We start from the raw sequence: 20,227 nt of genomic DNA on the forward strand, positions 1-20,227 counted from the left end.
CCTGGTCCACATCGTCGAGCAGAACACCGCCAACTACCCGCACTACTGCGACACGGGCAAGCCCTACGGCTGCCCGGCGGGGCAGGCGGCGTACTACGGCCGGGGCCCGATCCAGCTCAGCTGGAACTTCAACTACAAGGCCGCCGGTGACGCCCTCGGCATCGACCTGCTGAACAACCCCTGGCTCGTCCAGAACAACGCGGCGGTCGCCTGGAAGACGGGCCTCTGGTACTGGAACACCCAGAACGGCCCCGGCACCATGACCCCGCACAACGCCATGGTCAACGGCGCCGGCTTCGGCCAGACCATCCGCTCCATCAACGGATCGCTGGAGTGCGACGGCAAGAACCCGGCCCAGGTCCAGAGCCGGGTGACCAAGTACCAGCAGTTCACCCAGATCCTGGGCGTGCCCGCGGGCAACAACCTGTACTGCTGAGCCCACGGGCACCGCACGGACGGGCCGCGGCCCGGGGAGTCGCCCTCCCCGGCCGCGGCCGCCCCTTCGTGCGGGCCCGCCGGTCCGGTGTCACCGGACCGCTCCGTCCTGACCGGCCTCCCCCGCGCCGGCGTCCGCCGGGGCCGGGGTGACCCATTCGACGAACTGGACGACCACCCCGTTGGGGTCGGTCACCTGGAACAGGCGCTCACCCCAGGGCTCTTCGCGCAGCGGCATGGTGATCTCGACGCCCGCGCGCCGCAGCCTCTCCTCCTCGGCGTCCAGCCCGGTGAGGGTGAAGGCGAGGATCAGTCCACCCGCCCGCCGGTCGCGCTGCTCGGCCGGCAGCACCTCGGTGCCCCGACGCAGCAGGACGATGTCGACCGCCGCGTCGGGCCGGGTGAGGGAGGCGAATCCGTCCGCCGCGGCCTGCTCCTGGTAGCCGAGATGAGCGGTGAGGAAGGCCTGGGAGGCGGCCACGTCGTCGACGGTGAGCGAGACGGTGGAAGCGGTGATCTGCACGGGTGAGCTCCTTCTCGTACGGGGGCGGGGGTGGTGGGGCGCGGTCAGTAGGACCCGCGGCGCGGGAGGTTGCGGGCGCGGAGGGCGCCGCCCTGGAAGCGGACGGAGCGGGGCCGGACGGGCGGCCTGCGGGCCGCCCCTCCTCGCGGCGCCGGCGCGTCGGTCCGGTCGGCGAGCAGCTTGGCGAGATCGACCTTGGGCATACGGGCCTCCCCTTCGAAGGTGCAAACTTACAACGGACGTAAACTTAGTTCGTACGCACTGAGGCTGTCAACATAAAATTACTGCCGGTGTAAGATTCCCTCATGGGTAACGAGACGAGCACAGCGACCGGCCCCGAGCCCGCAGGGCTGCGGGAGACCAAGAAGCGAGAGACACGGCAACTGATCTCCGACCACGCCACCCGGCTCTTCATGGCCCAGGGCTTCGAGGAGACGACCATCGCGGAGATCGCGACGGCTGCCCGCGTCGCCAAGAAAACGGTGACGAACTACTTCCCGCGCAAGGAGGACATGGCGCTCGACCACCAGGACGCGTTCGTGGCGAGCCTGGCGGAGACCGTGGCCGCCCGCGAGCCGGGCGAGGCCGCCTTCACGGCGCTCCGCCGCTCCTTCGGGGCCGCCGTCGCGGCACGGAACCCGGTGGCCGGGTTCGCGGGTCCGGAGTTCTCCCGCATGATCGACGAGAGTCCGACCCTCTCGGCCTGTCTGCGCGCCCTGCACGACCGGCGCGAGGAGGCACTGGCCGCGGCGCTCGCCCGGGCCACGGGCACCTCGCCCGACGACATCACCCCGCGCACGGCCGCGGCCCTGATCGGCGCCGTGCACCGGGTCCTGTTCGGCCGCATCCAGGAGCTCACCCTGGCGGGCCGCACCGCCGACGAGATCGCGAGCACCGTCGCGGAGGAGGCCGACCGGGCCTTCACCCTGCTCGAACCGGCGCTCGCCGACTACGCGGTGGCCTGACCCGGGACACGGCGGGCCACCGGCCCGTACATCCCGTCCGTACGGGCGGCCGAGGCGTGACGTACGCGGGCGTCAGGGGAGTTGCCGGACCGGCTGCCGGGAGAGCGATGGGCAGCACCGCGCTGAAGTGGTTCAGGTCCGGCCACAGCGGCGACGAAGGCGGGCCCCGGCCGCCTGGGCGTCCTTCACCGCGTACGTCCGCCGGCCGCCGGCGGACCCAGCGGGCCACCGCGACGGCGGGCCCGCTGGGCCGCAGGGCCTCAGAGCCCCAGCGCGACCTCCGTCGCCCAGTACGTCAGGATCATCTGCGCGCCCGCGCGCCTGATCCCGGTCAGGGTCTCCAGGATCGCCTTGTCGCGGTCGATCCAGCCCTTCTCCGCGGCGGCCTCGATCATCGCGTACTCACCGCTGATCTGGTACGCGGCCACCGGCACGTCCACCGACTCCGCGACCTTCGCCAGGATGTCCAGATACGGGCCGGCCGGCTTGACCATCACCATGTCGGCGCCCTCTTCGAGGTCGAGCGCCAGCTCGCGCAGCGACTCCCGCACATTGGCCGGGTCCTGCTGGTACGTCTTGCGGTCACCGCGCAGGGAGGAACCGACGGCCTCGCGGAAGGGACCGTAGAAGGCGGAGGAGTACTTGGCGGTGTACGCCAGGATCGACACGTCCTCCTTGCCGATGGTGTCCAGCGCGTCGCGGATGACGCCGACCTGGCCGTCCATCATGCCGCTGGGCCCCACCACATGGACGCCCGCGTCGGCCTGGACCTGGGCCATCTCGGCGTACCGCTCCAGGGTGGCGTCGTTGTCGACCCGCCCGTCCTCGTCGAGCACGCCGCAGTGGCCGTGGTCGGTGTACTCGTCGAGACACAGGTCGGACATGATCACCAGGTCATCGCCGACCTCCGCGCGCACGTCCCGGATCGCGACCTGGAGGATGCCGTCCGGGTCGGTGCCGGCCGTACCGAGGGCGTCCTTCTTCGCGTCCTCGGGGACGCCGAAGAGCATGATCCCGGAGACTCCGGCCGAGACCGCCTCGACGGCGGCCTTCCGCAGCGTGTCGCGCGTGTGCTGGACGACACCGGGCATCGCCGAGATCGGCACCGGCTCGGTGACGCCCTCCCGCACGAACGCCGGGAGGATCAGGTCCGCCGGGTGCAGCCGCGTCTCCGCGACCATCCGCCTCATGGCGGGGGTGGTACGCAGCCGACGCGGCCGCGCACCGGGGAAGGATCCGTACACAGTCATGCCAGCCACGCTACGCCCGCACCGGCCCTGCTCTTGCCGACAGCCTGCCGGAGCGTCGCGCCCACGACGCGAGGGGCCGTGCAGGGTCGTCCCCGCAGGGGCCGGCGGCAACGGCAGGCTCCCGTACCCCTTCCCAGGGCCGCCGGCCCCGAGGAGCCGAGCCCGGAGGGGCCCCGCCCCCCGCACCCCCGCGCCCCTGCCCCCGGCCCGCGATACGCCGAACGGCCGGGCAGGACCCGAAGGTCCGCCCGGCCGTCCCGCCAAGCCCGTGCGGCACGCCGCCGTCCGGTCGCCGCACCACCCGGGGGCGGCACGCCGTCCGGCGCGGCCCGCCACCCGGCAGGGCCCGCCGTCAGGTGGTGCGCCGCCGCCGCGCGCCCGGACGGCGCTCGCTGGGCCGCGTCACCGGGTCGCCGGCCTCCAGCGCCGCCTCCCGGCGCCGTATGCCGAACTCCGCCAGCGCCTCCGCCAGCTTGTGCACGGACGGCTCGGGCGACAGGACGTCCACCCGCAGCCCGTGCTCCTCCGCCGTCTTCGCGGTCGCGGGGCCGATACAGGCGATCACCGTCACGTTGTGCGGCTTCCCGGCGATCCCCACCAGGTTGCGCACCGTGCTCGACGACGTGAACAGCACGGCGTCGAACCCACCGCCCTTGATCGCCTCACGGGTCTCGACCGGCGGCGGCGAGGCGCGCACGGTCCGGTAGGCGGTGACGTCGTCGACCTCCCACCCGAGCTCGATGAGGCCCGCCACCAGCGTCTCGGTGGCGATGTCGGCGCGCGGCAGGAAGACCCGGTCGATCGGGTCGAAGACCGGGTCGTAGGGCGGCCAGTCCTCCAGCAGCCCGGCGGCCGACTGCTCACCGCTCGGCACGAGGTCCGGCTTCACACCGAACTCGATCAGTGCGGCGGCGGTCTGCTCGCCGACCGCGGCGACCTTGATCCCGGCGAAGGCACGGGCGTCGAGACCGTACTCCTCGAACTTCTCCCGCACGGCCTTGACGGCGTTGACCGACGTGAAGGCGATCCACTCGTAGCGGCCCGTCACCAGGCCCTTGACCGCACGTTCCATCTGCTGGGGCGTGCGCGGCGGCTCGACCGCGATGGTCGGGACCTCGCTCGGCACGGCCCCGTACGACCGCAGCTGGTCGGAGAGCGACGCCGCCTGCTCCTTGGTACGCGGCACGAGCACCTTCCAGCCGAACAGCGGCTTGGACTCGAACCACGCGAGCTGGTCGCGCTGGGCGGCGGCACTGCGCTCACCGACCACGGCTATGACCGGCTGGTGCCCGTCGGGCGAGGGCAGCACCTTCGCCTGCTTCAGCACCTGCGCGATGGTGCCCAGGGTGGCCGTCCACGTCCGCTGACGGGTGGTCGTACCGGCGACGGTGACCGTCAGCGGGGTGTCGGGCTTGCGCCCGGCCGCGACGAGTTCACCGGCGGCCGCGGCCACGGAGTCGAGGGACGTCGACACGACGACGGTCCCGTCGCTGGCCCCCACCTCCGTCCAGCAGCGGTCGCTCGCGGTGCGGGCGTCCACGAAACGGACGTCCGCGCCCTCGGCGTCGCGCAGCGGCACACCCGCGTACGCGGGCACACCGACCGCGGTGGCGACGCCCGGAACGACCTCGAAGGGAATGCCCTCGGCGGCGCACACGAGCATCTCCGCGCCGGCGTTCCCGTCCAGGCCGGGGTCGCCGGTCACCGCACGGACGACCCGCTTGCCGCCGCGCGCGGCCTCCATGACAAGATTGGCCGCATCCCTCAACACGGGGACACCGGCGGTCATTGACGCATCGTCAACAACCGTCAGCTCAGGCGTGCTCACGCCCGCCCGCGCATGGCCGCGTACGACATCGAGCACATCCGGCTCGGCGATCAGTACGTCCGCGCCTGCCAGCGCCTCGACGGCGCGCAGTGTCAGCAGCCCCGGATCACCGGGTCCGGCGCCTAGGAAGGTGACGTGCCCGTACGCGGAGAACGCCGACGACGCCTTGGATGCTGTGGTGGGGCTCAAAGTGCTCGCTCCCCCATAAGACCGGCCGCACCCTTGGCGAGCATCTCGGACGCGAGTTCGCGACCGAGCGCGATGGCGTCGCCGTGCGACGTGGGTACGGGACCGGTGGTGGACAACTGCACCAGCGTGGAACCGTCGGTCGTACCGACGACACCCCGCAGGCGCATCTCATGAACAACCTGCCCATCGGCCAGCAGGTCGGCGAGCGCACCCACAGGTGCGCTGCAGCCGGCCTCCAGGGCGGCGAGCAGGGACCGCTCGGCGGTCACGGCGGCCCGGGTGTACGGGTCGTCGAGCTCCGCGAGCGCGGCGGCGAGGTCGACGGCGGCCGCCGTGCACTCGACCGCCAGGGCCCCCTGTCCGGGGGCGGGCAGCACGGTGTCGACCGACAGGAAGTCGGTCACCTCGTCGATCCGCCCGATACGGTTCAGTCCGGCCGCGGCGAGAACCACCGCGTCCAGCTCACCGCTCCGTACATAACCGACCCGGGTGTCGATGTTCCCCCGGATCGGAACCGTCTCGATCTCCATGCCGTGGCTGCGCGCGTACGCGTTGAGCTGCGCCATGCGGCGCGGCGAACCGGTGCCCACGCGGGCGCCGGCCGGCAGCCGCTCGAAGGTCAGCCCGTCGCGGGCCACCAGCACGTCGCGCGGGTCCTCGCGGCGCGGGATCGCGGCGAGCACCAGATCGTCGGGCTGGGTGGTCGGCAGGTCCTTCAGCGAGTGCACGGCGAAGTCCACCTCGCCGGCGACCAGTGCGTCGCGCAGTGCCGTCACGAAGACGCCGGTGCCGCCGATCTGCGCGAGGTGCTCACGGGAGGTGTCCCCGTACGTCGTGATCTCCACGAGCTCCACGGGGCGCCCGGTCAGCTGCCGGACCGCCTCCGCGACGTGTCCGGACTGGGCCATGGCGAGCTTGCTGCGCCGTGTCCCCAGCCTCAATGCCCTCTCGGTCATACTCGCCCTCGGTTCTTGACGTCTGCGTCGGTCGTGTCGGCCCGGCTGACGGAGGCGACCGTCTCCGGGTCGAGGTCGAAGAGTGTGCGCAGCGCGTCCGCGTACCCGGCACCGCCGGGCTCGCTGGCCAGCTGCTTGACCCGCACGGTGGGCGCGTGCAGGAGCTTGTCGACGACACGGCGCACGGTCTGGGTGATCTCGGCGCGCTGCTTGTCGTCGAGGCCGGGCAGCCGCCCCTCCAGCCGCGCCATCTCACCGGTCACCACATCGGCGGCCATGGTGCGCAGGGCGACCACGGTCGGGGTGATGTGCGCCGCGCGCTGGGCGGCGCCGAAGGCGGCCACCTCGTCGGAGACGATCGAGCGGACCCGGTCGACGTCCGCGGCCATCGGCGCGTCGGCGGAGGCCTCGGCCAGCGACTCGATGTCGACGAGCCGCACATTGACCATGCGGTGCGCGGCGGCGTCGATGTCGCGGGGCATGGCCAGGTCGAGCAGCGCGAGGGGGGCCTTGCGGCCCGTCATCGCGGCCTCGACGGACACACCGGTCAGGACGAGCCCGGTGGAGCCGGTGCACGAGACCACCACGTCTGCACGTGTCAGCTCGTCGCCCACGGAGGTCATGGCCACGGCGCGGGCGGCCACGCCGGTCCCCCCGGCCTCGGTGAGGATCTGTACGAGCCGGTCCGCGCGGGCGGCCGTGCGGTTGGCGATCACGATCTCTTCCACACCCGCGCGGGCGAGGGTCGCGGCGGCCAGCGAGGACATCGAACCGGCGCCGATGACCAGCGCCCGCTTGCCCTTGGCCCAGGTCTCCACGTCCGTGCCGAGGGCGAGCTGCTCCAGGCCGAAGGTGACGAGGGACTGGCCGGCCCGGTCGATCCCGGTCTCGCTGTGCGCGCGCTTGCCGACCCGCAGCGCCTGCTGGAACAGGTCGTTCAGCAGCCGTCCCGCGGTGTGCAGCTCCTGGCCGCGCGCGAGGGCGTCCTTGATCTGGCCGAGGATCTGCCCCTCGCCGACGACCATGGAGTCGAGCCCGCACGCCACCGAGAAGAGGTGGTGGACGGCGCGGTCCTCGTAGTGCACGTAGAGGTAGGGGGTCAGCTCCTCCAGCCCGACCCCGCTGTGCTGCGCGAGCAGCGTGGACAGCTCGGCGACGCCCGCGTGGAACTTGTCCACGTCGGCGTAGAGCTCGATGCGGTTGCAGGTGGCCAGGACGGCCGCCTCGGTGGCCGGTTCGGCCGCGAGGGTGTCCTGGAGCAGCTTGACGCGCGTCTCGGGGTCGAGGGAGGCCCGCTCCAGCACGCTCACCGGAGCGCTGCGGTGGCTGAGACCGACGACGAGGAGGCTCATGCCGGCATCACGGCGGGGACATCCCCGTCCGGTCCCTTCCTGCCCCCCACGGGGGCGGTGCCGCGCGAGACGGCCGGCGCGGCGTCCTCCGCGGCGCCCGCGTTCTGCGGGGCACCCGCGCCCTGGACGGGCTCGACGGGCTGGACGGGCTCGGCGCCGGCTTCCTCGCCCGCCTTGCGCTGCTCGTGGAAGGCGAGGATCTGGAGTTCGATGGAGAGGTCGACCTTCCGCACGTCGACACCGTCGGGGACGGTGAGGACGGTCGGGGCGAAGTTCAGGATGGACGTCACCCCGGCCGCGACGAGCCGGTCGCAGACCTGCTGGGCCGCGCCGGCGGGCGTGGCGATGACGCCGATCGAGACGCCGTTCTCCTCGATGATCCTTTCGAGATCGTCGATGAACTGCACCGCGATGCCCGCCACCGGCTTGCCGACCATCGAGGGGTCGGCGTCGATCAGCGCGGCGACGCGGAAGCCACGGGAGGCGAACCCGCCGTAGTTGGCGAGGGCGGCGCCGAGGTTTCCGATGCCGACCATGACGATCGGCCAGTCCTGGGTCAGCCCGAGTTCGCGGGAGATCTGGTAGACGAGATACTCGACGTCGTAGCCGACGCCGCGCGTCCCGTACGAACCGAGGTAGCTGAAGTCCTTGCGCAGCTTGGCGGAGTTGACTCCCGCGGCGGCCGCGAGCTCCTCGGAGGAGACCGTGGGCACGGAGCGCTCGGAGAGTGCGGTGAGCGCCCGCAGATACAGCGGAAGCCTGGCGACGGTGGCCTCGGGGATTCCTCGGCTACGGGTCGCCGGTCGGTGTGTTCGGCCAGTTGCCACGGTGCTCCTGCGGGATGAGCGGGGCTGCAGGCGGCCATATGTCCCAGGACCGCCCCGTCGGAAGCAGGCTATGTCTTTGTGAACGCGTGCACAAAGATGGTGTCCGTTTTGTCCGAGCAAAGTGACCGGGGTCACGCGAGCCGATCGCGCCATCCCGGAACCAAGGGCAGCCTCAGTCCGTTGGGAAACCGAAGGGGGCAAAACCGTACACACTCCTCACGACCATGCCCCCGAAACCCAACAAAACGCACACGATGGTAACCGCCTTTCCCGGTCATCCCCCCAGTTCACGCCGCAGACGCGCGGCATCCACCTTCCAGAACGTGTGCTGCTCGCCATCCACCAGGACCACCGGGATCTGCTCCCAGTAGGCACGGTGCAGCTCCTCGTCCCGCGTGATGTCCCTCTCCTCCCATACGGCGCCCGTCTCGGCGCAGACCGCCCGCACGACCTCCCGCGCGTCGTCGCACAGGTGGCACCCGGGCTTCCCGATGAGGGTGACCGTCCGCGGACCGGCGGCCTTCTTCTTCGTACGTCCGAACATGCGCCCATTCTCCGTCCGGATCGCCCGTTCGACAGAGGGGCCCGCGGAGTTCGCGCCACGGCATCACCGCTGGTCGGGATCCACCGAACAGACTGGCTATGCTCACGGCATGGCCGCACTGGGATGGCTCACCCCCCGTAGGCGCTCCGCCACCGCGCGCAGCGTTCTGGCAGGCGAGGCCGCCGCCGAGGCGGCACGCAAGACCTCTCAGCAGCTCGAAGAAGTCGCGCCGCCCCTGAGGGAGCCGGACTTCCCCGTACAGGGGGACGTCCACGCCGCCGCCTTCTTCGACCTCGACAACACCGTGATGCAGGGCGCCGCGATCTTCCACTTCGGACGCGGCCTCTACAAGCGGAAGTTCTTCCAGCGCCGCGAGCTGGCCCGGTTCGCCTGGCAGCAGGCGTGGTTCCGGCTGGCCGGCGTCGAGGACCCCGAGCACATGCAGGACGCGCGCGAAAGCGCCCTGTCCATCGTGAAGGGGCACCGCGTCTCCGAGCTGATGACCATCGGCGAGGAGATCTACGACGAGTACATGGCCGACCGCATCTGGCCGGGCACCCGCGCCCTGGCCCAGGCCCACCTCGACGCGGGCCAGAAGGTCTGGCTCGTCACCGCCGCCCCCGTCGAGACGGCCACCATCATCGCGCGCCGACTGGGCCTGACCGGTGCGCTGGGCACGGTCGCCGAGTCGGTGGACGGCGTGTACACGGGCAAGCTCGTCGGCGAACCCCTGCACGGACCGGCCAAGGCCGAGGCGGTACGCGCGCTGGCCGCGGCCGAGGGCCTGGACCTGACGCGCTGCGCGGCGTACAGCGACTCGCACAACGACATCCCGATGCTGTCGCTGGTGGGCCACCCCTACGCCATCAACCCGGACACCAAGCTGCGCAAGCACGCCCGGGAGCTCGAATGGCGACTGCGGGACTACCGGACGGGCCGCAAGGCGGCCAAGGTCGGCATCCCGGCCGCCGCCGGGGTCGGCGCCCTCGCGGGCGGCACGGCGGCCGCCGTCGCCCTGCACCGCCGCCGCCGCTGAGGACCCCCTCCCGGCAGCCGCCCCGCCACCACCCCGCCCGCCACCACAGCCGCCGCGTCCGGCACGAGGGCGCCCAGCACCGTCCCGCACGCCCGGCGCGTCAGTCACGTCATCCGCGTCGTTCGCGTCGTTCGCGTCAGGCACCCCCGCCGGGTCCACCGCGTGCGGCATCCCTGCCGCAGCGGCCGCGGCTCCGCCTCCGGCGACCTCGACGCGCCCCGCCCCGCCGTGCGCACGCGCGACGGCGACCACTCGCCAGACGGACACCCCGGGCGAACCACGGACCCCTGGAACCACGACCCCCTGGAACCACAGCACCCGCACCCACCCCGAGCGGCACCCTGCACCCCAGCCGCCCCGGACGCCCCTCGACGGCAGACGGCCAATCCGGGGTCTTACCCGCGCGTCGCCCACGGCAGTCGCAGCGCGCGCACTCGGGCACAAGACATCCCGCAGCTACGCAGATTTCGAAGAAATCCGATCAATAACCGGTCACGAAGTGCGCCTTGATCGACCCCGTAGCGGTAACAGAAGCGACTGAATCGATGATTTGAGCAACTCGGTGTAGCGCTCCCTGCACGAAGCGTTATTCTCCTCAGACGCAACGAAACCCCCCGCACGTCGCTACGACGAGTGAATGGTTTCGCACTGCACGTGATGGAAGCTCTGCCTCTGGGAGTCCCGTGTACCCACACGTCGGGGTTGACGCCTCGGGCCTGGCTACGCTGCGCGCAACGGTCCTCGACCGCTTGCGCGGCTTCGTCCCCACCGCGTACGCCGTCCCCGCCTTCGCCGCACCGGCACCCGCCGGCCCCTGCTATGCCCTTGCCGACGGCGGTGCGGCCGTCGGCAGACGGGGTGGCCGCGGCGGTTCGGGCACCTCGACCACCGCCCGCCGCCCCACCGCGGACAGCGACAGCGCCCGCATGATGGACCTGGTCGAACGCGCCCAGGCCGGAGAGGCCGACGCCTTCGGGCGGCTGTACGACCAGTACAGCGACACCGTCTACCGCTACATCTACTACCGGGTCGGCGGGAAGGCGACCGCCGAGGACCTCACCAGTGAGACGTTCCTGCGGGCCCTGCGCCGCATCTCGACGTTCACCTGGCAGGGACGCGACTTCGGAGCCTGGCTGGTCACGATCGCCCGGAACCTGGTCGCGGACCATTTCAAGTCCAGCCGTTTCCGACTGGAAGTGACCACCGGTGAAATGCTCGACGCCAACGAGGTCGAGCGCAGCCCGGAGGACTCGGTCCTGGAGTCCCTCTCCAACGCCGCCCTCCTGGAGGCGGTCCGCAAGCTCAACCCGCAGCAGCAGGAGTGCGTCACCCTCCGTTTCCTCCAGGGCCTGTCCGTCGCGGAGACCGCGCGCGTGATGGGCAAGAACGAGGGCGCGATCAAGACCCTGCAGTACCGGGCCGTCCGCACCCTCGCCCGGCTGCTGCCGGAAGACGCCCGCTGACCGCCCGGAACCACCCCGCACCACCCCACCCGTCCACCTCGACCCACCGCCGGTGACACCTCGATGACGCACTGGTCCGATCATCCTTCGTGCGTAACCCAAGTGGCGCGACGCTCGTTGTGCGGAATGCAGGCTCCCTGTGGTCACACCATGGCCGCATCCACTCACCCGATCGAGTGGATGCGCTCAAGGCGTGCAACCTTTTGGAACCCCCGGGGAGTCGATCGTCATGACGAGAGGAGGTGCCGCCAGTGATCGCGAATGTTTCGGCACACCGGCGGGCGAACGCCTTCGCCCAGGCCCTGGAAGATCAGGTGGCCGAGCAGCCCGGAAGCACGGTCGGACAGACCGAGCAGGGACGGCTGTTGGCCCTGGCGAACGGTCTCGGCGAGCTGCCGAAGCCGGAGTTGGACGCCGAGGTGAAGGTGGTGCAGCGAGCGCAGCTCGTCGCCGCCATGGAAGCGATGTTCGCGGAAGGCGGCTCGCCCGCGGGCCCTACCGTGCCCGAACAGCGGGCAGCGACCGGACGGGGCGCCCATCGGGCGACCGCGCTGCGGAAGTTGCGCCCCCGTTCCCGCTGGTCGAAGGGGCTCGCCGCCGGCGGCCTCACGGTCGGTGTGGCGGCGGGCGCTTTCAGCGGCGTGGCCGCTGCCAGTTCCGACGCCCTCCCCGGTGACTCGCTGTACGGGCTCAAGCGCGGCATGGAGGACCTCAAGCTCGGCATGGCCGACGAGGACGCCGACCGCGGCGGTATCTACCTGGACCAGGCGTCCACCCGGCTCAGCGAGGCCCGGCGCCTCATGGAGCGGGACCGGGCGGGCCGGCTGGACCACGAGTCCCTGGGCGAGATCAGACGCGCGCTCAACGGCATGCAGCACGACGCGGCCGAAGGCCACCGGCTGCTGCGGCTGGCGTACGAACGGGACGGCGCCATCGCCCCGATGGCCACGCTCGACTCGTTCGCGCGCAACCACCGCGACGCCTGGAACGGCCTGCGCGACCGGCTTCCGGTCCAGCTGACCGATGTGCGGGACCAGGTGAGTTCGGTCTTCGACGCCATAGACCAACAGGTCGGCCCGCTCCAGTCGAAGCTCCCGCGCGCCCCCGAGAAGGGCGGACAGGCCCCCGGCTCCGGCACCACGCAGAAGCCGGACGGCTCAGGACCGTCGCGCCCGTCCCCGTCCACCCCGGAGTCCGGCCCCGCCACCAGCACCGGCAAGGCCAGCCCGTCGCGGTCCGGCGCCACACCGGACGACGGCCTGCTCGGCGGCAACACCGGCGGCCTCCTGGACCAGGACCCCACCACCCCGCCACCCGCGGCCGGCAAGCAGACTCCCACGCCGGCCCCCGATGTCACCCTCCCGCCGCTGCTCCCGGGGATCATCCCGGGTCTGGGCATCGACGGGGAGAGCTAGTACGACGGCGGGGGCGGTTTCCGACAGGGAGACCGCCCCCGCCGTCGTACCGTTCCCCTCGTCCGCCCGCGCACCGGCCGCCCGTCGTCCGCGCGCTGGACGGCCCTCAGAAGAAGACCGACCGCCGCTGCACCAGCAGCTTGTACAGCGTGTGCTGGATCTGCTCGCGCACCTGGTCCGTCAGGTTGAACATCAGCATCGGGTCCTCCGCCGCCTCCGGCGGGTACCCCTCCGTGGGGATCGGTTCCCCGAACTGGATCGTCCACTTCGTCGGCAACGGCACCGCCCCCAGCGGCCCCAGCCAAGGGAAGGTGGGCGTCAGCGGGAAGTACGGGAACCCGAGCAGCCGCGCCAGCGTCTTCGCGTTGCCGATCATGGGGTAGATCTCCTCCGCCCCCACGATCGAGCAGGGCACGATCGGAGCCCCCACCCTCAGCGCCGTCGACACGAACCCGCCCCGCCCGAACCGCTGGAGCTTGTAGCGCTCGCTGAAGGGCTTCCCGATCCCCTTGAAGCCCTCCGGCATCACCCCGACGACCTCACCGCGCCGGAGCAGCCGCTCCGCGTCCTGGGCACACGCGAGGGTGTGACCCGCCTTGCGGGCCAGCTCGTTGACGACCGGCAGCATGAAGACGAGGTCCGCGGCGAGCAGCCGCAGATGCCGCCCCGCCGGATGGTTGTCGTGCACGGCGGCCTGCATCATCAGACCGTCCAGCGGAAGCGTCCCCGAGTGGTTGGCCACCACCAGCGCCCCGCCCTCCGACGGGATGTTCTCGATGCCCTTCACCTCGACCCGGAAGTACTTCTCGTAGAGCGGCCGGATCAGCGACATCAGGACCTGGTCGGTGAGCTCCTTGTCGTAACCGAACTCATCGACCTCGTACTCCCCCGTGATCCGCCGCCGCAGGAACGCCAGCCCGCCCGCGACCCGCCGCTCCCAGTCGCTCACCGGCCCGCCACGGGCGCTCCGCGGAGCCCCGTCACCGGTCCCCGCGTCCACGGAGCCGCCGGCCGCTCCCCCGGCCGTACCGTCCACGCCCGGCTCCGGTCCGGGCGCGTGCTGCCCCGGCAGCGGACTCACCGCGGCCTCGCTCCTCCAGCGGGCCCCGCCCGCCCCGGAGCGCCGTCGCCCCGAGCGCTGCGCGCCCGCGCGGGACCGGTCGTCGTCGAACGGAATGACCTTGGCGTCCGCCATCGTTGCTCGGGCTCCTTATCCGGCGCTCTGAGTCGTCTTCGCGCCGCCCAGCAAGGGCGACGCTGCGATCCGGTCGACCGCCTCGGCCAGCTTCCCCGGCGGAACCAGGCCCGGCCCGCGGCTGCGCGCGAAGTCCGCGAAGGTCTCCGCGGTCGTGTACGCGGGCTCGTACCCGAGCGTCTCGCGCATCTGCGTCGTGCTGACGACCCTGCCGTGGGTCAGCAGCCGGATCTGCTCGGGCGAGAAGTCGGTCATGCCGACCGTACGCAGCGCCGTGCCCACCCAGGTGACGGCGGGCAGCAGCACCGGCACGGTCGGCCGTCCCAGCCGCCGTGAGCACTGCGACAGCGTCAGCACGCCGTCGCCCGCCACATTGAACGTGCCGCTGTTCAGCGTCCCCCGCCGCGGCTCGTGCGAGGCGATGCGCAGCACCTCGATGACATCGTCCTCGTGGGCGAACTGGAGTCGTGGGTCGTAGCCGAAGACCGTCGGCATGACCGGCAGCGAAAGGTACTCGGCGAGCGGGGAGTCCGCCGTCGGCCCCAGGATGTTGGCGAAGCGCAGAACGCACACCGCGACGTCCGGCCGTCGGCGCGCGAAGCCCCGCACATACCCCTCGACCTCCACCGCGTCCTTGGCGAACCCACCGCTCGGCAGCGACTTGGGGGGCGTCGTCTCGGTGAAGACGGCGGGGTCACGGGGAGCGGAGCCGTAGACGCTCGTACTGGACTTCACCACCAGCCGCCGGATCGTCGGCGACTTCTGACAGGCGCCGAGCAGCTGCATCGTGCCGATGACGTTGGTCTCCTTGACCGCGGTCCGGCCCCCGGCGCCGAGCGGGGTGCCGGTGACGTCCATGTGGACGACGGTGTCGACCCCGTACTCGGCCAGCACCCGGCCGATGGCCGGCTGTCTGATGTCCGCGCGGACGAAGACGGCGTCGTCCAACGGGTGCTCGGGCGCTACGGCGTCCACGCCGATGACCCGGTCCACCTCGGGATCCCGCTGGATGCGCCGCACGAAACGGCCGCCGAGCTGCCGGGCAACCCCGGTGACGAGCACGACCTTCCCCAAGATCAGCGCCTTCCGTTCGGTCCTCGCCTATGCGCCACCGTAGCGGGTCCGCGCTGCGCTGTGACGACCGCGGCACGCGCCGAAGGCGCGCCGACCCCCCACAGGCCCCGTACGCGGGCCCCCAGGCCGTCCCCTACGCCTCTACCGGCCGTGCGCCGGTCGTCCCACGCGTCCCGCACCGCCGTCCCGGCGCCGGCCCCACGGCCCGCCTCGCGGCCATGCCGTCCAAGAGCCATGCCATCCGAGAGCCGAGTCATCCGCGGCGCATCCGACACCGCGTCAGCCGCGCGCCACCCACCGCCGCAGCCCCGGAACAACACAGCGGCCCTCCCACCGGAACGGTGGAAGGGCCGCGAATGCCACGCGTACAGCTATCGCTTACTTCTTGTTGCGACGCTGAACGCGGGTGCGCTTGAGCAGCTTGCGGTGCTTCTTCTTGGCCATCCGCTTGCGCCGCTTCTTGATAACAGAGCCCACGACTACCCTCGCTCACTTCTCTTCACTCGGTGCGGGGCGTCTGGGCCCACACGACCTACGTCGGCCTAGCCTACCCGCCACAGAGTGAGGGACGTAATCCGAGGGGACCGGGGGACTCCCGTTACGCGCTTTCCACCCCCACGAAGGACTCCCGGAGGTACTCGTGAACCGCTTGCTCCGGAACCCGGAAGGACCTGCCCACCCGGATCGCCGGCAGATGACCGCTGTGCACCAAGCGGTACACGGTCATCTTCGACACTCGCATCACCGAGGCGACTTCCGCCACGGTCAGGAACTTGACCTCGTTGAGAGGAACCTCGCCAGCAGCAGCCATGACCCACCTGTACCTTCCGCACATGACGCCCACCGGCTTCCCCTCCGGTGACTCTTCGTCGCTGTGCGCTCACTCCCCAGACTAGGGGCGGGTGATGCGAGTGGGGAAGAGGAGCAGCCATCGGCCGCCTACTGTGACAGACACGCCCGATTGAGTACATAGCGAGTAAGCGGCCTGTAGTAATCGGACCGCACACCGTCATCAAGCGGAACGGCCACGGACACCCGCCCCTCGGCCTCCCCGACGAACAGGGCGGGATCGTCCGTATCGGCCAGACCAATGGCCTCAATACCCAGCTGACCTGCCCCGCAGACCCATCCATGGTCCCCGACGACCAACTCCGGAAGCGGCCATCCACCGTCCACGACACCCTCCAGCGCCACCCGGATCGGCAGGGGTGAATGGGTGTGCGCGCCGGTCTCACACCCGGCGCCTTCCACGCCGGGTTCCCGCACCAAAGCGACTCCCCGTACGTAGTCAAGGTTGTACGTACGTACGCCGAACCGGGTCGTTATGTCGACACATCTGCCCTGCGCAGGGGTGAGAACAAGACATCCCGCCGCCGACAAGGCGTCTGCCAGCGCGGCGTAGAAACCGAGCAGACGGTGTGGATGGCCGGTCCCCAAGAGCACCGGCGCCCTTCTTCCGGCCGCCTCGCCGAGCCGCGCGGCGAACGCGTCGAGCGCGCTCAGCGTCAGCTCGGGATCGATGACATCGGGACCGAAGCGGTACGCGGGGTCCTCGGAGACCCCGCATTTGTCGGCCATCAGACGCAGCAGATCCCGCTCACCCCATCCCCACTCCGGGTCGAGCCCCAGTGTCACCCGGGGGTCACGGGCCGAGAAGAGCCGGTAGCTCCGCAGGCTCTCCTCCCGGGACGTCGCGACGGGCCCGGCCAGTCTGGCCGCCAACAGATGCGCACGCAGCGCCCCGCTACTCAACACCCTGCCGATGCTGCCGCACCCCTGCCGTCGCCACCCCAAAAGGCGGAAGACACCCCACACTTGGCGTAACACCGTCTACGGCGGCCCTCACCCGTGCCGCCACCCAGGCACCGCACGGCTCACCCGCCTCCCCGACACCTCGCGCCACACCCTCCCTCGGCGCCCCGGCCCAGGCCGCCCCCCACGGTCCCGTCCCGGGTGCGCGCGTCACTGCGGGAAGCGCGCCCTACGGCAGCAGCCCCCGCAGCGGGAACGCGGCCCGCCGGGTCGCCAGCACCGCCTGGTCGAGCCGGTCGGCGGGGTCGTAACCCATCCCCCAGTCCCGCCACAGCACCGGCCACCGCCCGTCCGTCATACGGCCCGGCGCCGGTTGCCGCGTGCGCGCGTAGACCTGATCCCGCCACGACGCCGGGACGACCGACTCCGGCTCCACCGGAGCCCCCGCCGCGATCCCCACCAGATGCGTCCACGACCTCGGCACGACGTCCACCACCGCGTAACCACCGCCTCCCAGGGCCACCCATTTGCCCCCGTCGACGTACTCGTGCGCCAGCGAGTGACAGGCCATCTGCACCGCCCGCTGGGCGTCCAACGAGACCGTCAGATGCGCCAGGGGGTCCTCGAAGTGGGTGTCGGCCCCGTGCTGCGTCACCAGCACCTGCGGCCGGAAGTCCGCCAGCAGCTCCGGCACCACCGCGTGGAAGGCCCGCAGCCAGCCCGCGTCGCCCGTCCCCGCCGGCAGCGCCACGTTCACCGCACCGCCCTCTCCCGCCCCGTCCGCGCCCGTCTCCTGCGGCCACCCCGTCCCGGGGAACAGGGTGCGCGGGTGCTCGTGCAGCGAGACGGTGAGCACCCGGGGGTCCTCCCAGAACGCGGCCTGCACACCGTCCCCGTGATGGACGTCCACATCCACGTACGCGACCCGCTGCGCACCCAGCTCCAGGAGCCGGGCGATGGCGAGCGACGCGTCGTTGTAGATACAGAAACCCGCCGCCGACCCCGGCATCGCGTGGTGCAGACCGCCGGCGAAGTTCACCGCGTGGGCCGCCTCGCCCCGCCACACCGCCTCAGCCGCCCCCACCGACTGCCCGGCGATCAGCGCGGAAGCCTCGTGCATCCCGGCGAACGCCGGGTCGTCCAGCGTCCCCAGCCCGTACGCCTGATCCGCACTCCTGGGATCGGCCGACGCCGCACGCACCGCCGCCACGTAGTCACCGCGGTGCACCAGCCGCAGCGTCGAGTCCCCGGCCGGCTTCGCCGCGACCACGTCCACCTCGCGGTCCAGCCCATAGGCGCGCACCAGCCCCATGGTCAGCGCGAGCCGGACCGGGTCCATCGGGTGGCTGGCCCCGAAGTCGTACCCGGTTACTGCCTCATCCCACATCAACAGTGCGCGGCCGCTCATGCCCGCCACCGTATCGGTCCGGTTCAACACCGAACGATCGGGCGTACCGCAACGTCACCAGCACCAGCACCAGCGGAACCAGCATCGCCCCCCGGTAGCTCCACGCGTCGCCGAGCGCCCCCACCAACGGCGACCCGATCAGGAACCCCACGTAGTTGAAGACGTTCAGCCGGGCAACGGCCGCGTCCCCGGCCGTCCCTGAGCGCAGCCTGCCCGCAGCCGCGAAGGTCTGCGGCACCATCACGCTCAGCCCGAGCCCCAGCACCGTGAAGCCGGCGATGCCACCCCACGCCCCCGGCGTCAGCGCGACCACCCCGAACCCGGCCGAGGCGAGCACCGCACCGGCCCGCACGACCGCCACCGCCCCGAACCGCCGCACCCCGAGGTCCCCCACGGCCCTCCCCAGCAGGGTCGTCACCATGTAGGCGTTGTACGGAACGGTCGCCAGCTCCTCCGAGCCCCCGAGCACATCGCGCAGGTACTTGGCGCTCCAGTTCGACACCGTGGAGTCCCCGATGTACGCGATGGTCATCACCAGGCACAGCGGCAACAGGACGGTGAAGGGGATGCCCGCCTTCCCGCCCTGCGGCGACCCATCCGGCTCGCGCACCCCGTCGACGTACCACCGGCTGCCGGCCAGCACGAGCGGCAGCAGCACCGCCACCACCGGCAGATACGACGCCGTCAGCGACAGGTCCCAGTGGGCCCCCGCCCACGCGAGCGATGCGCCCACGATCCCGCCCAGGCTGTACGCCGCGTGGAAGCCGAGCATGATGCTGCGCCCGTACGCGTGCTGAAGGCTGACCCCCAGCATGTTCATGGAGGCGTCGAGCGCCCCGACCGCCAGCCCGAACACCCCGAGCGCGACGGCCGCCTGCCAGAGCCGGTCACCGGCACCCACCGCCGCCAGGGCCAGCAGGACGACCGGCTGGGCTCCTCCGAGGACCGCGCCGGGCGGGACCCGGGCCACCAGCCGCCCCGTGAGGACGCTGCCGACGCCCGCCAGGACCGGAACGGCCGCGAGGAAGACGGGCAGCGTCCCGTCGGATATCCCGTACCTGTCCTGGACGGCGGGGATGCGCGTCACCAGCAGCGCGAAGGTCACCCCCTGCACGAAGAAGCCGACCGACAGCGAGCCCCGCCCGCGCCGCGTCCGCGCGTCCGTATCCGTCATGGCGGCACAGCGTAGGCCGCCTCCCTACCCCTGGGTAGGTGGATCACATGAGCAGTTCCGGCAGCTGTGCCATGTCGTCGAAGTACCCGCGCGCACCGGACAGCCTGTCGGCCGGCGTCATCGCGGTGAACCCGTAGACGTCCATCCCGGCCGCCAGGGCGGCCCGCACCCCGAGCGGGCTGTCCTCGACGACGACGCACCGCTCCGGCGCCACCCCCATCCGCTCGGCCGCGTACAGGAACAGGTCCGGCGCCGGCTTGCCCCGCCCGACGTCCTGCGCACTGAAGACGATGTCCTCCCGGAACCAGAGGTCGAGCCCGGTCTTGCGGTGCCCGACCCTGATCCGCTCATGGCTCCCTGAGGACGCCACGCAGTACGGCACTCCGTCCGCGACCAGCTTCCCCAGCACTTCGGTGGTGCCGGCGACGGCCGCCAGCTCCCGTTCGAAGGCGGCGAAGACCCGCGCGTGAAACGTCTCGTCGAAATCGTCGGGCAGCAGCTGCCCGGTTCTCTCCTTCACCAGGTCGTGCACCCGGTGCACAGCGGCGCCCATGTAGTCACGCAGGGAGTCCTCGTACGACGTGGGATGACCGAGCTCCGTGAGGTACCCCGCGAGGATGGTGTTGGAGACGGGCTCGCTGTCGACCAGCACGCCGTCGTTGTCGAAAATCACCAGTTCATAGCGCATAACCAGACCCTAAACGCAGGAAAGCCCCGCACCATAAGGTGCGGGGCTTTCCCACAATAATTGTTCGGCGGCGTCCTACTCTCCCACAGGGTCCCCCCTGCAGTACCATCGGCGCTGAAAGGCTTAGCTTCCGGGTTCGGAATGTAACCGGGC

The 20,227-nt window shown here is 71.6% G+C and carries 21 protein-coding genes and 1 rRNA gene; 5 read left to right on the forward strand and 17 right to left on the reverse strand.

What is annotated here, in order from left to right:
- Positions 1–436: chitinase (locus tag PUR26_RS00680; RefSeq protein ID WP_329868170.1), on the forward strand; the 436-nt coding region annotated here is incomplete at its 5' end.
- A 90-nt stretch (positions 437–526) separates the two neighbouring features.
- On the opposite strand, the gene PUR26_RS00685 is transcribed toward PUR26_RS00680, so the two are convergent.
- Both PUR26_RS00685 and PUR26_RS00690 read right to left on the reverse strand, forming a co-directional pair.
- On the reverse strand, positions 527–958 hold the full coding sequence (locus PUR26_RS00685; RefSeq protein ID WP_329868172.1) for a VOC family protein: 432 nt from the start codon (positions 956–958) through the stop codon (positions 527–529).
- Positions 959–1,002: 44 nt separating this feature from the next.
- On the reverse strand, positions 1,003–1,161 hold the full coding sequence (locus PUR26_RS00690; RefSeq protein ID WP_329868174.1) for a hypothetical protein: 159 nt from the start codon (positions 1,159–1,161) through the stop codon (positions 1,003–1,005).
- Between the two features lie 102 nt (positions 1,162–1,263).
- Here PUR26_RS00690 and PUR26_RS00695 point away from each other — a divergent pair, with 102 nt between their 5' ends.
- Complete coding sequence (locus tag PUR26_RS00695; RefSeq protein ID WP_329868176.1) at positions 1,264–1,923, forward strand: TetR/AcrR family transcriptional regulator; 660 nt, start codon at positions 1,264–1,266, stop codon at positions 1,921–1,923.
- A gap of 260 nt (positions 1,924–2,183) precedes the next feature.
- Here the strand turns inward: PUR26_RS00695 and hemB are convergent, their stop codons facing one another.
- The 6 genes from hemB to PUR26_RS00725 all read right to left on the reverse strand — a co-directional run bounded on the left by hemB (position 2,184) and on the right by PUR26_RS00725 (position 8,869).
- Positions 2,184–3,173: a porphobilinogen synthase gene (gene hemB, locus PUR26_RS00700; protein WP_329868177.1), complete on the reverse strand. Its 990-nt coding sequence runs from the start codon at positions 3,171–3,173 to the stop codon at positions 2,184–2,186.
- Positions 3,174–3,525: 352 nt separating this feature from the next.
- Entirely contained in the window at positions 3,526–5,190 is a 1,665-nt protein-coding gene (locus PUR26_RS00705; protein WP_329868178.1) for a uroporphyrinogen-III synthase, read from the reverse strand.
- Complete coding sequence (gene hemC / locus PUR26_RS00710; protein ID WP_329868179.1) at positions 5,187–6,146, reverse strand: hydroxymethylbilane synthase; 960 nt, start codon at positions 6,144–6,146, stop codon at positions 5,187–5,189. Before hemC ends, PUR26_RS00705 begins: the two co-directional genes overlap by 4 nt.
- On the reverse strand, positions 6,143–7,498 hold the full coding sequence (locus PUR26_RS00715) for a glutamyl-tRNA reductase (protein WP_329868180.1): 1,356 nt from the start codon (positions 7,496–7,498) through the stop codon (positions 6,143–6,145). Before PUR26_RS00715 ends, hemC begins: the two co-directional genes overlap by 4 nt.
- Positions 7,495–8,325, reverse strand: coding sequence for a redox-sensing transcriptional repressor Rex (locus PUR26_RS00720; protein ID WP_329868182.1), 831 nt, complete (start codon positions 8,323–8,325; stop codon positions 7,495–7,497). The genes PUR26_RS00715 and PUR26_RS00720 overlap by 4 nt, the downstream gene beginning before the upstream one ends.
- Positions 8,326–8,599: 274 nt before the next feature.
- Positions 8,600–8,869: a glutaredoxin family protein gene (locus tag PUR26_RS00725; RefSeq protein ID WP_329868184.1), complete on the reverse strand. Its 270-nt coding sequence runs from the start codon at positions 8,867–8,869 to the stop codon at positions 8,600–8,602.
- Between the two features lie 109 nt (positions 8,870–8,978).
- On the opposite strand from PUR26_RS00725, the gene PUR26_RS00730 reads away from it, so the two are divergent.
- From PUR26_RS00730 to PUR26_RS00740, 3 genes are all read left to right on the forward strand, one after another.
- Positions 8,979–9,905 (forward strand): HAD family hydrolase, encoded by a 927-nt coding sequence (locus PUR26_RS00730; RefSeq protein WP_329868186.1) that lies wholly within the window; start codon positions 8,979–8,981, stop codon positions 9,903–9,905.
- 683 nt (positions 9,906–10,588) lie between these two features.
- Complete coding sequence (locus PUR26_RS00735; RefSeq protein WP_329868188.1) at positions 10,589–11,368, forward strand: ECF subfamily RNA polymerase sigma factor, BldN family; 780 nt, start codon at positions 10,589–10,591, stop codon at positions 11,366–11,368.
- 251 nt (positions 11,369–11,619) lie between these two features.
- Complete coding sequence (locus PUR26_RS00740) at positions 11,620–12,783, forward strand: DUF5667 domain-containing protein (protein WP_329868189.1); 1,164 nt, start codon at positions 11,620–11,622, stop codon at positions 12,781–12,783.
- Positions 12,784–12,889: 106 nt separating this feature from the next.
- Here the strand turns inward: PUR26_RS00740 and PUR26_RS00745 are convergent, their stop codons facing one another.
- The 9 genes from PUR26_RS00745 to rrf form a co-directional block, all read right to left on the reverse strand.
- Positions 12,890–13,978: a lysophospholipid acyltransferase family protein gene (locus PUR26_RS00745; RefSeq protein ID WP_329868191.1), complete on the reverse strand. Its 1,089-nt coding sequence runs from the start codon at positions 13,976–13,978 to the stop codon at positions 12,890–12,892.
- Positions 13,979–13,993: 15 nt separating this feature from the next.
- Positions 13,994–15,052, reverse strand: a complete 1,059-nt coding sequence (locus PUR26_RS00750; protein ID WP_329868193.1) for an NAD-dependent epimerase/dehydratase family protein — start codon at positions 15,050–15,052, stop codon at positions 13,994–13,996.
- Between the two features lie 378 nt (positions 15,053–15,430).
- Positions 15,431–15,529: a 30S ribosomal protein bS22 gene (locus PUR26_RS00755; RefSeq protein WP_003948845.1), complete on the reverse strand. Its 99-nt coding sequence runs from the start codon at positions 15,527–15,529 to the stop codon at positions 15,431–15,433.
- A 121-nt stretch (positions 15,530–15,650) separates the two neighbouring features.
- On the reverse strand, positions 15,651–15,863 hold the full coding sequence (locus tag PUR26_RS00760; protein WP_329868195.1) for a helix-turn-helix domain-containing protein: 213 nt from the start codon (positions 15,861–15,863) through the stop codon (positions 15,651–15,653).
- A gap of 128 nt (positions 15,864–15,991) precedes the next feature.
- A complete protein-coding gene (locus PUR26_RS00765; RefSeq protein ID WP_329868197.1) occupies positions 15,992–16,807 on the reverse strand; it encodes a phosphatase in 816 nt (271 codons plus the stop codon).
- A 226-nt stretch (positions 16,808–17,033) separates the two neighbouring features.
- The gene (locus PUR26_RS00770; RefSeq protein WP_329868199.1) at positions 17,034–18,212 is read right to left on the reverse strand and encodes an acetoin utilization protein AcuC; all 1,179 of its coding nucleotides are present in this window, start codon (positions 18,210–18,212) and stop codon (positions 17,034–17,036) included.
- On the reverse strand, positions 18,181–19,386 hold the full coding sequence (locus PUR26_RS00775) for an MFS transporter (RefSeq protein ID WP_329868201.1): 1,206 nt from the start codon (positions 19,384–19,386) through the stop codon (positions 18,181–18,183). The genes PUR26_RS00770 and PUR26_RS00775 overlap by 32 nt, the downstream gene beginning before the upstream one ends.
- 43 nt (positions 19,387–19,429) lie before the next feature.
- Entirely contained in the window at positions 19,430–20,074 is a 645-nt protein-coding gene (locus PUR26_RS00780) for an HAD family hydrolase (protein ID WP_329868203.1), read from the reverse strand.
- A 62-nt stretch (positions 20,075–20,136) separates the two neighbouring features.
- Positions 20,137–20,227: ribosomal RNA gene (rrf, locus tag PUR26_RS00785) — 5S ribosomal RNA — on the reverse strand; the annotation flags it as partial.

This window comes from Streptomyces sp. SP18CS02, assembly GCF_036322365.1.
Lineage (GTDB): Bacteria > Actinomycetota > Actinomycetes > Streptomycetales > Streptomycetaceae > Streptomyces.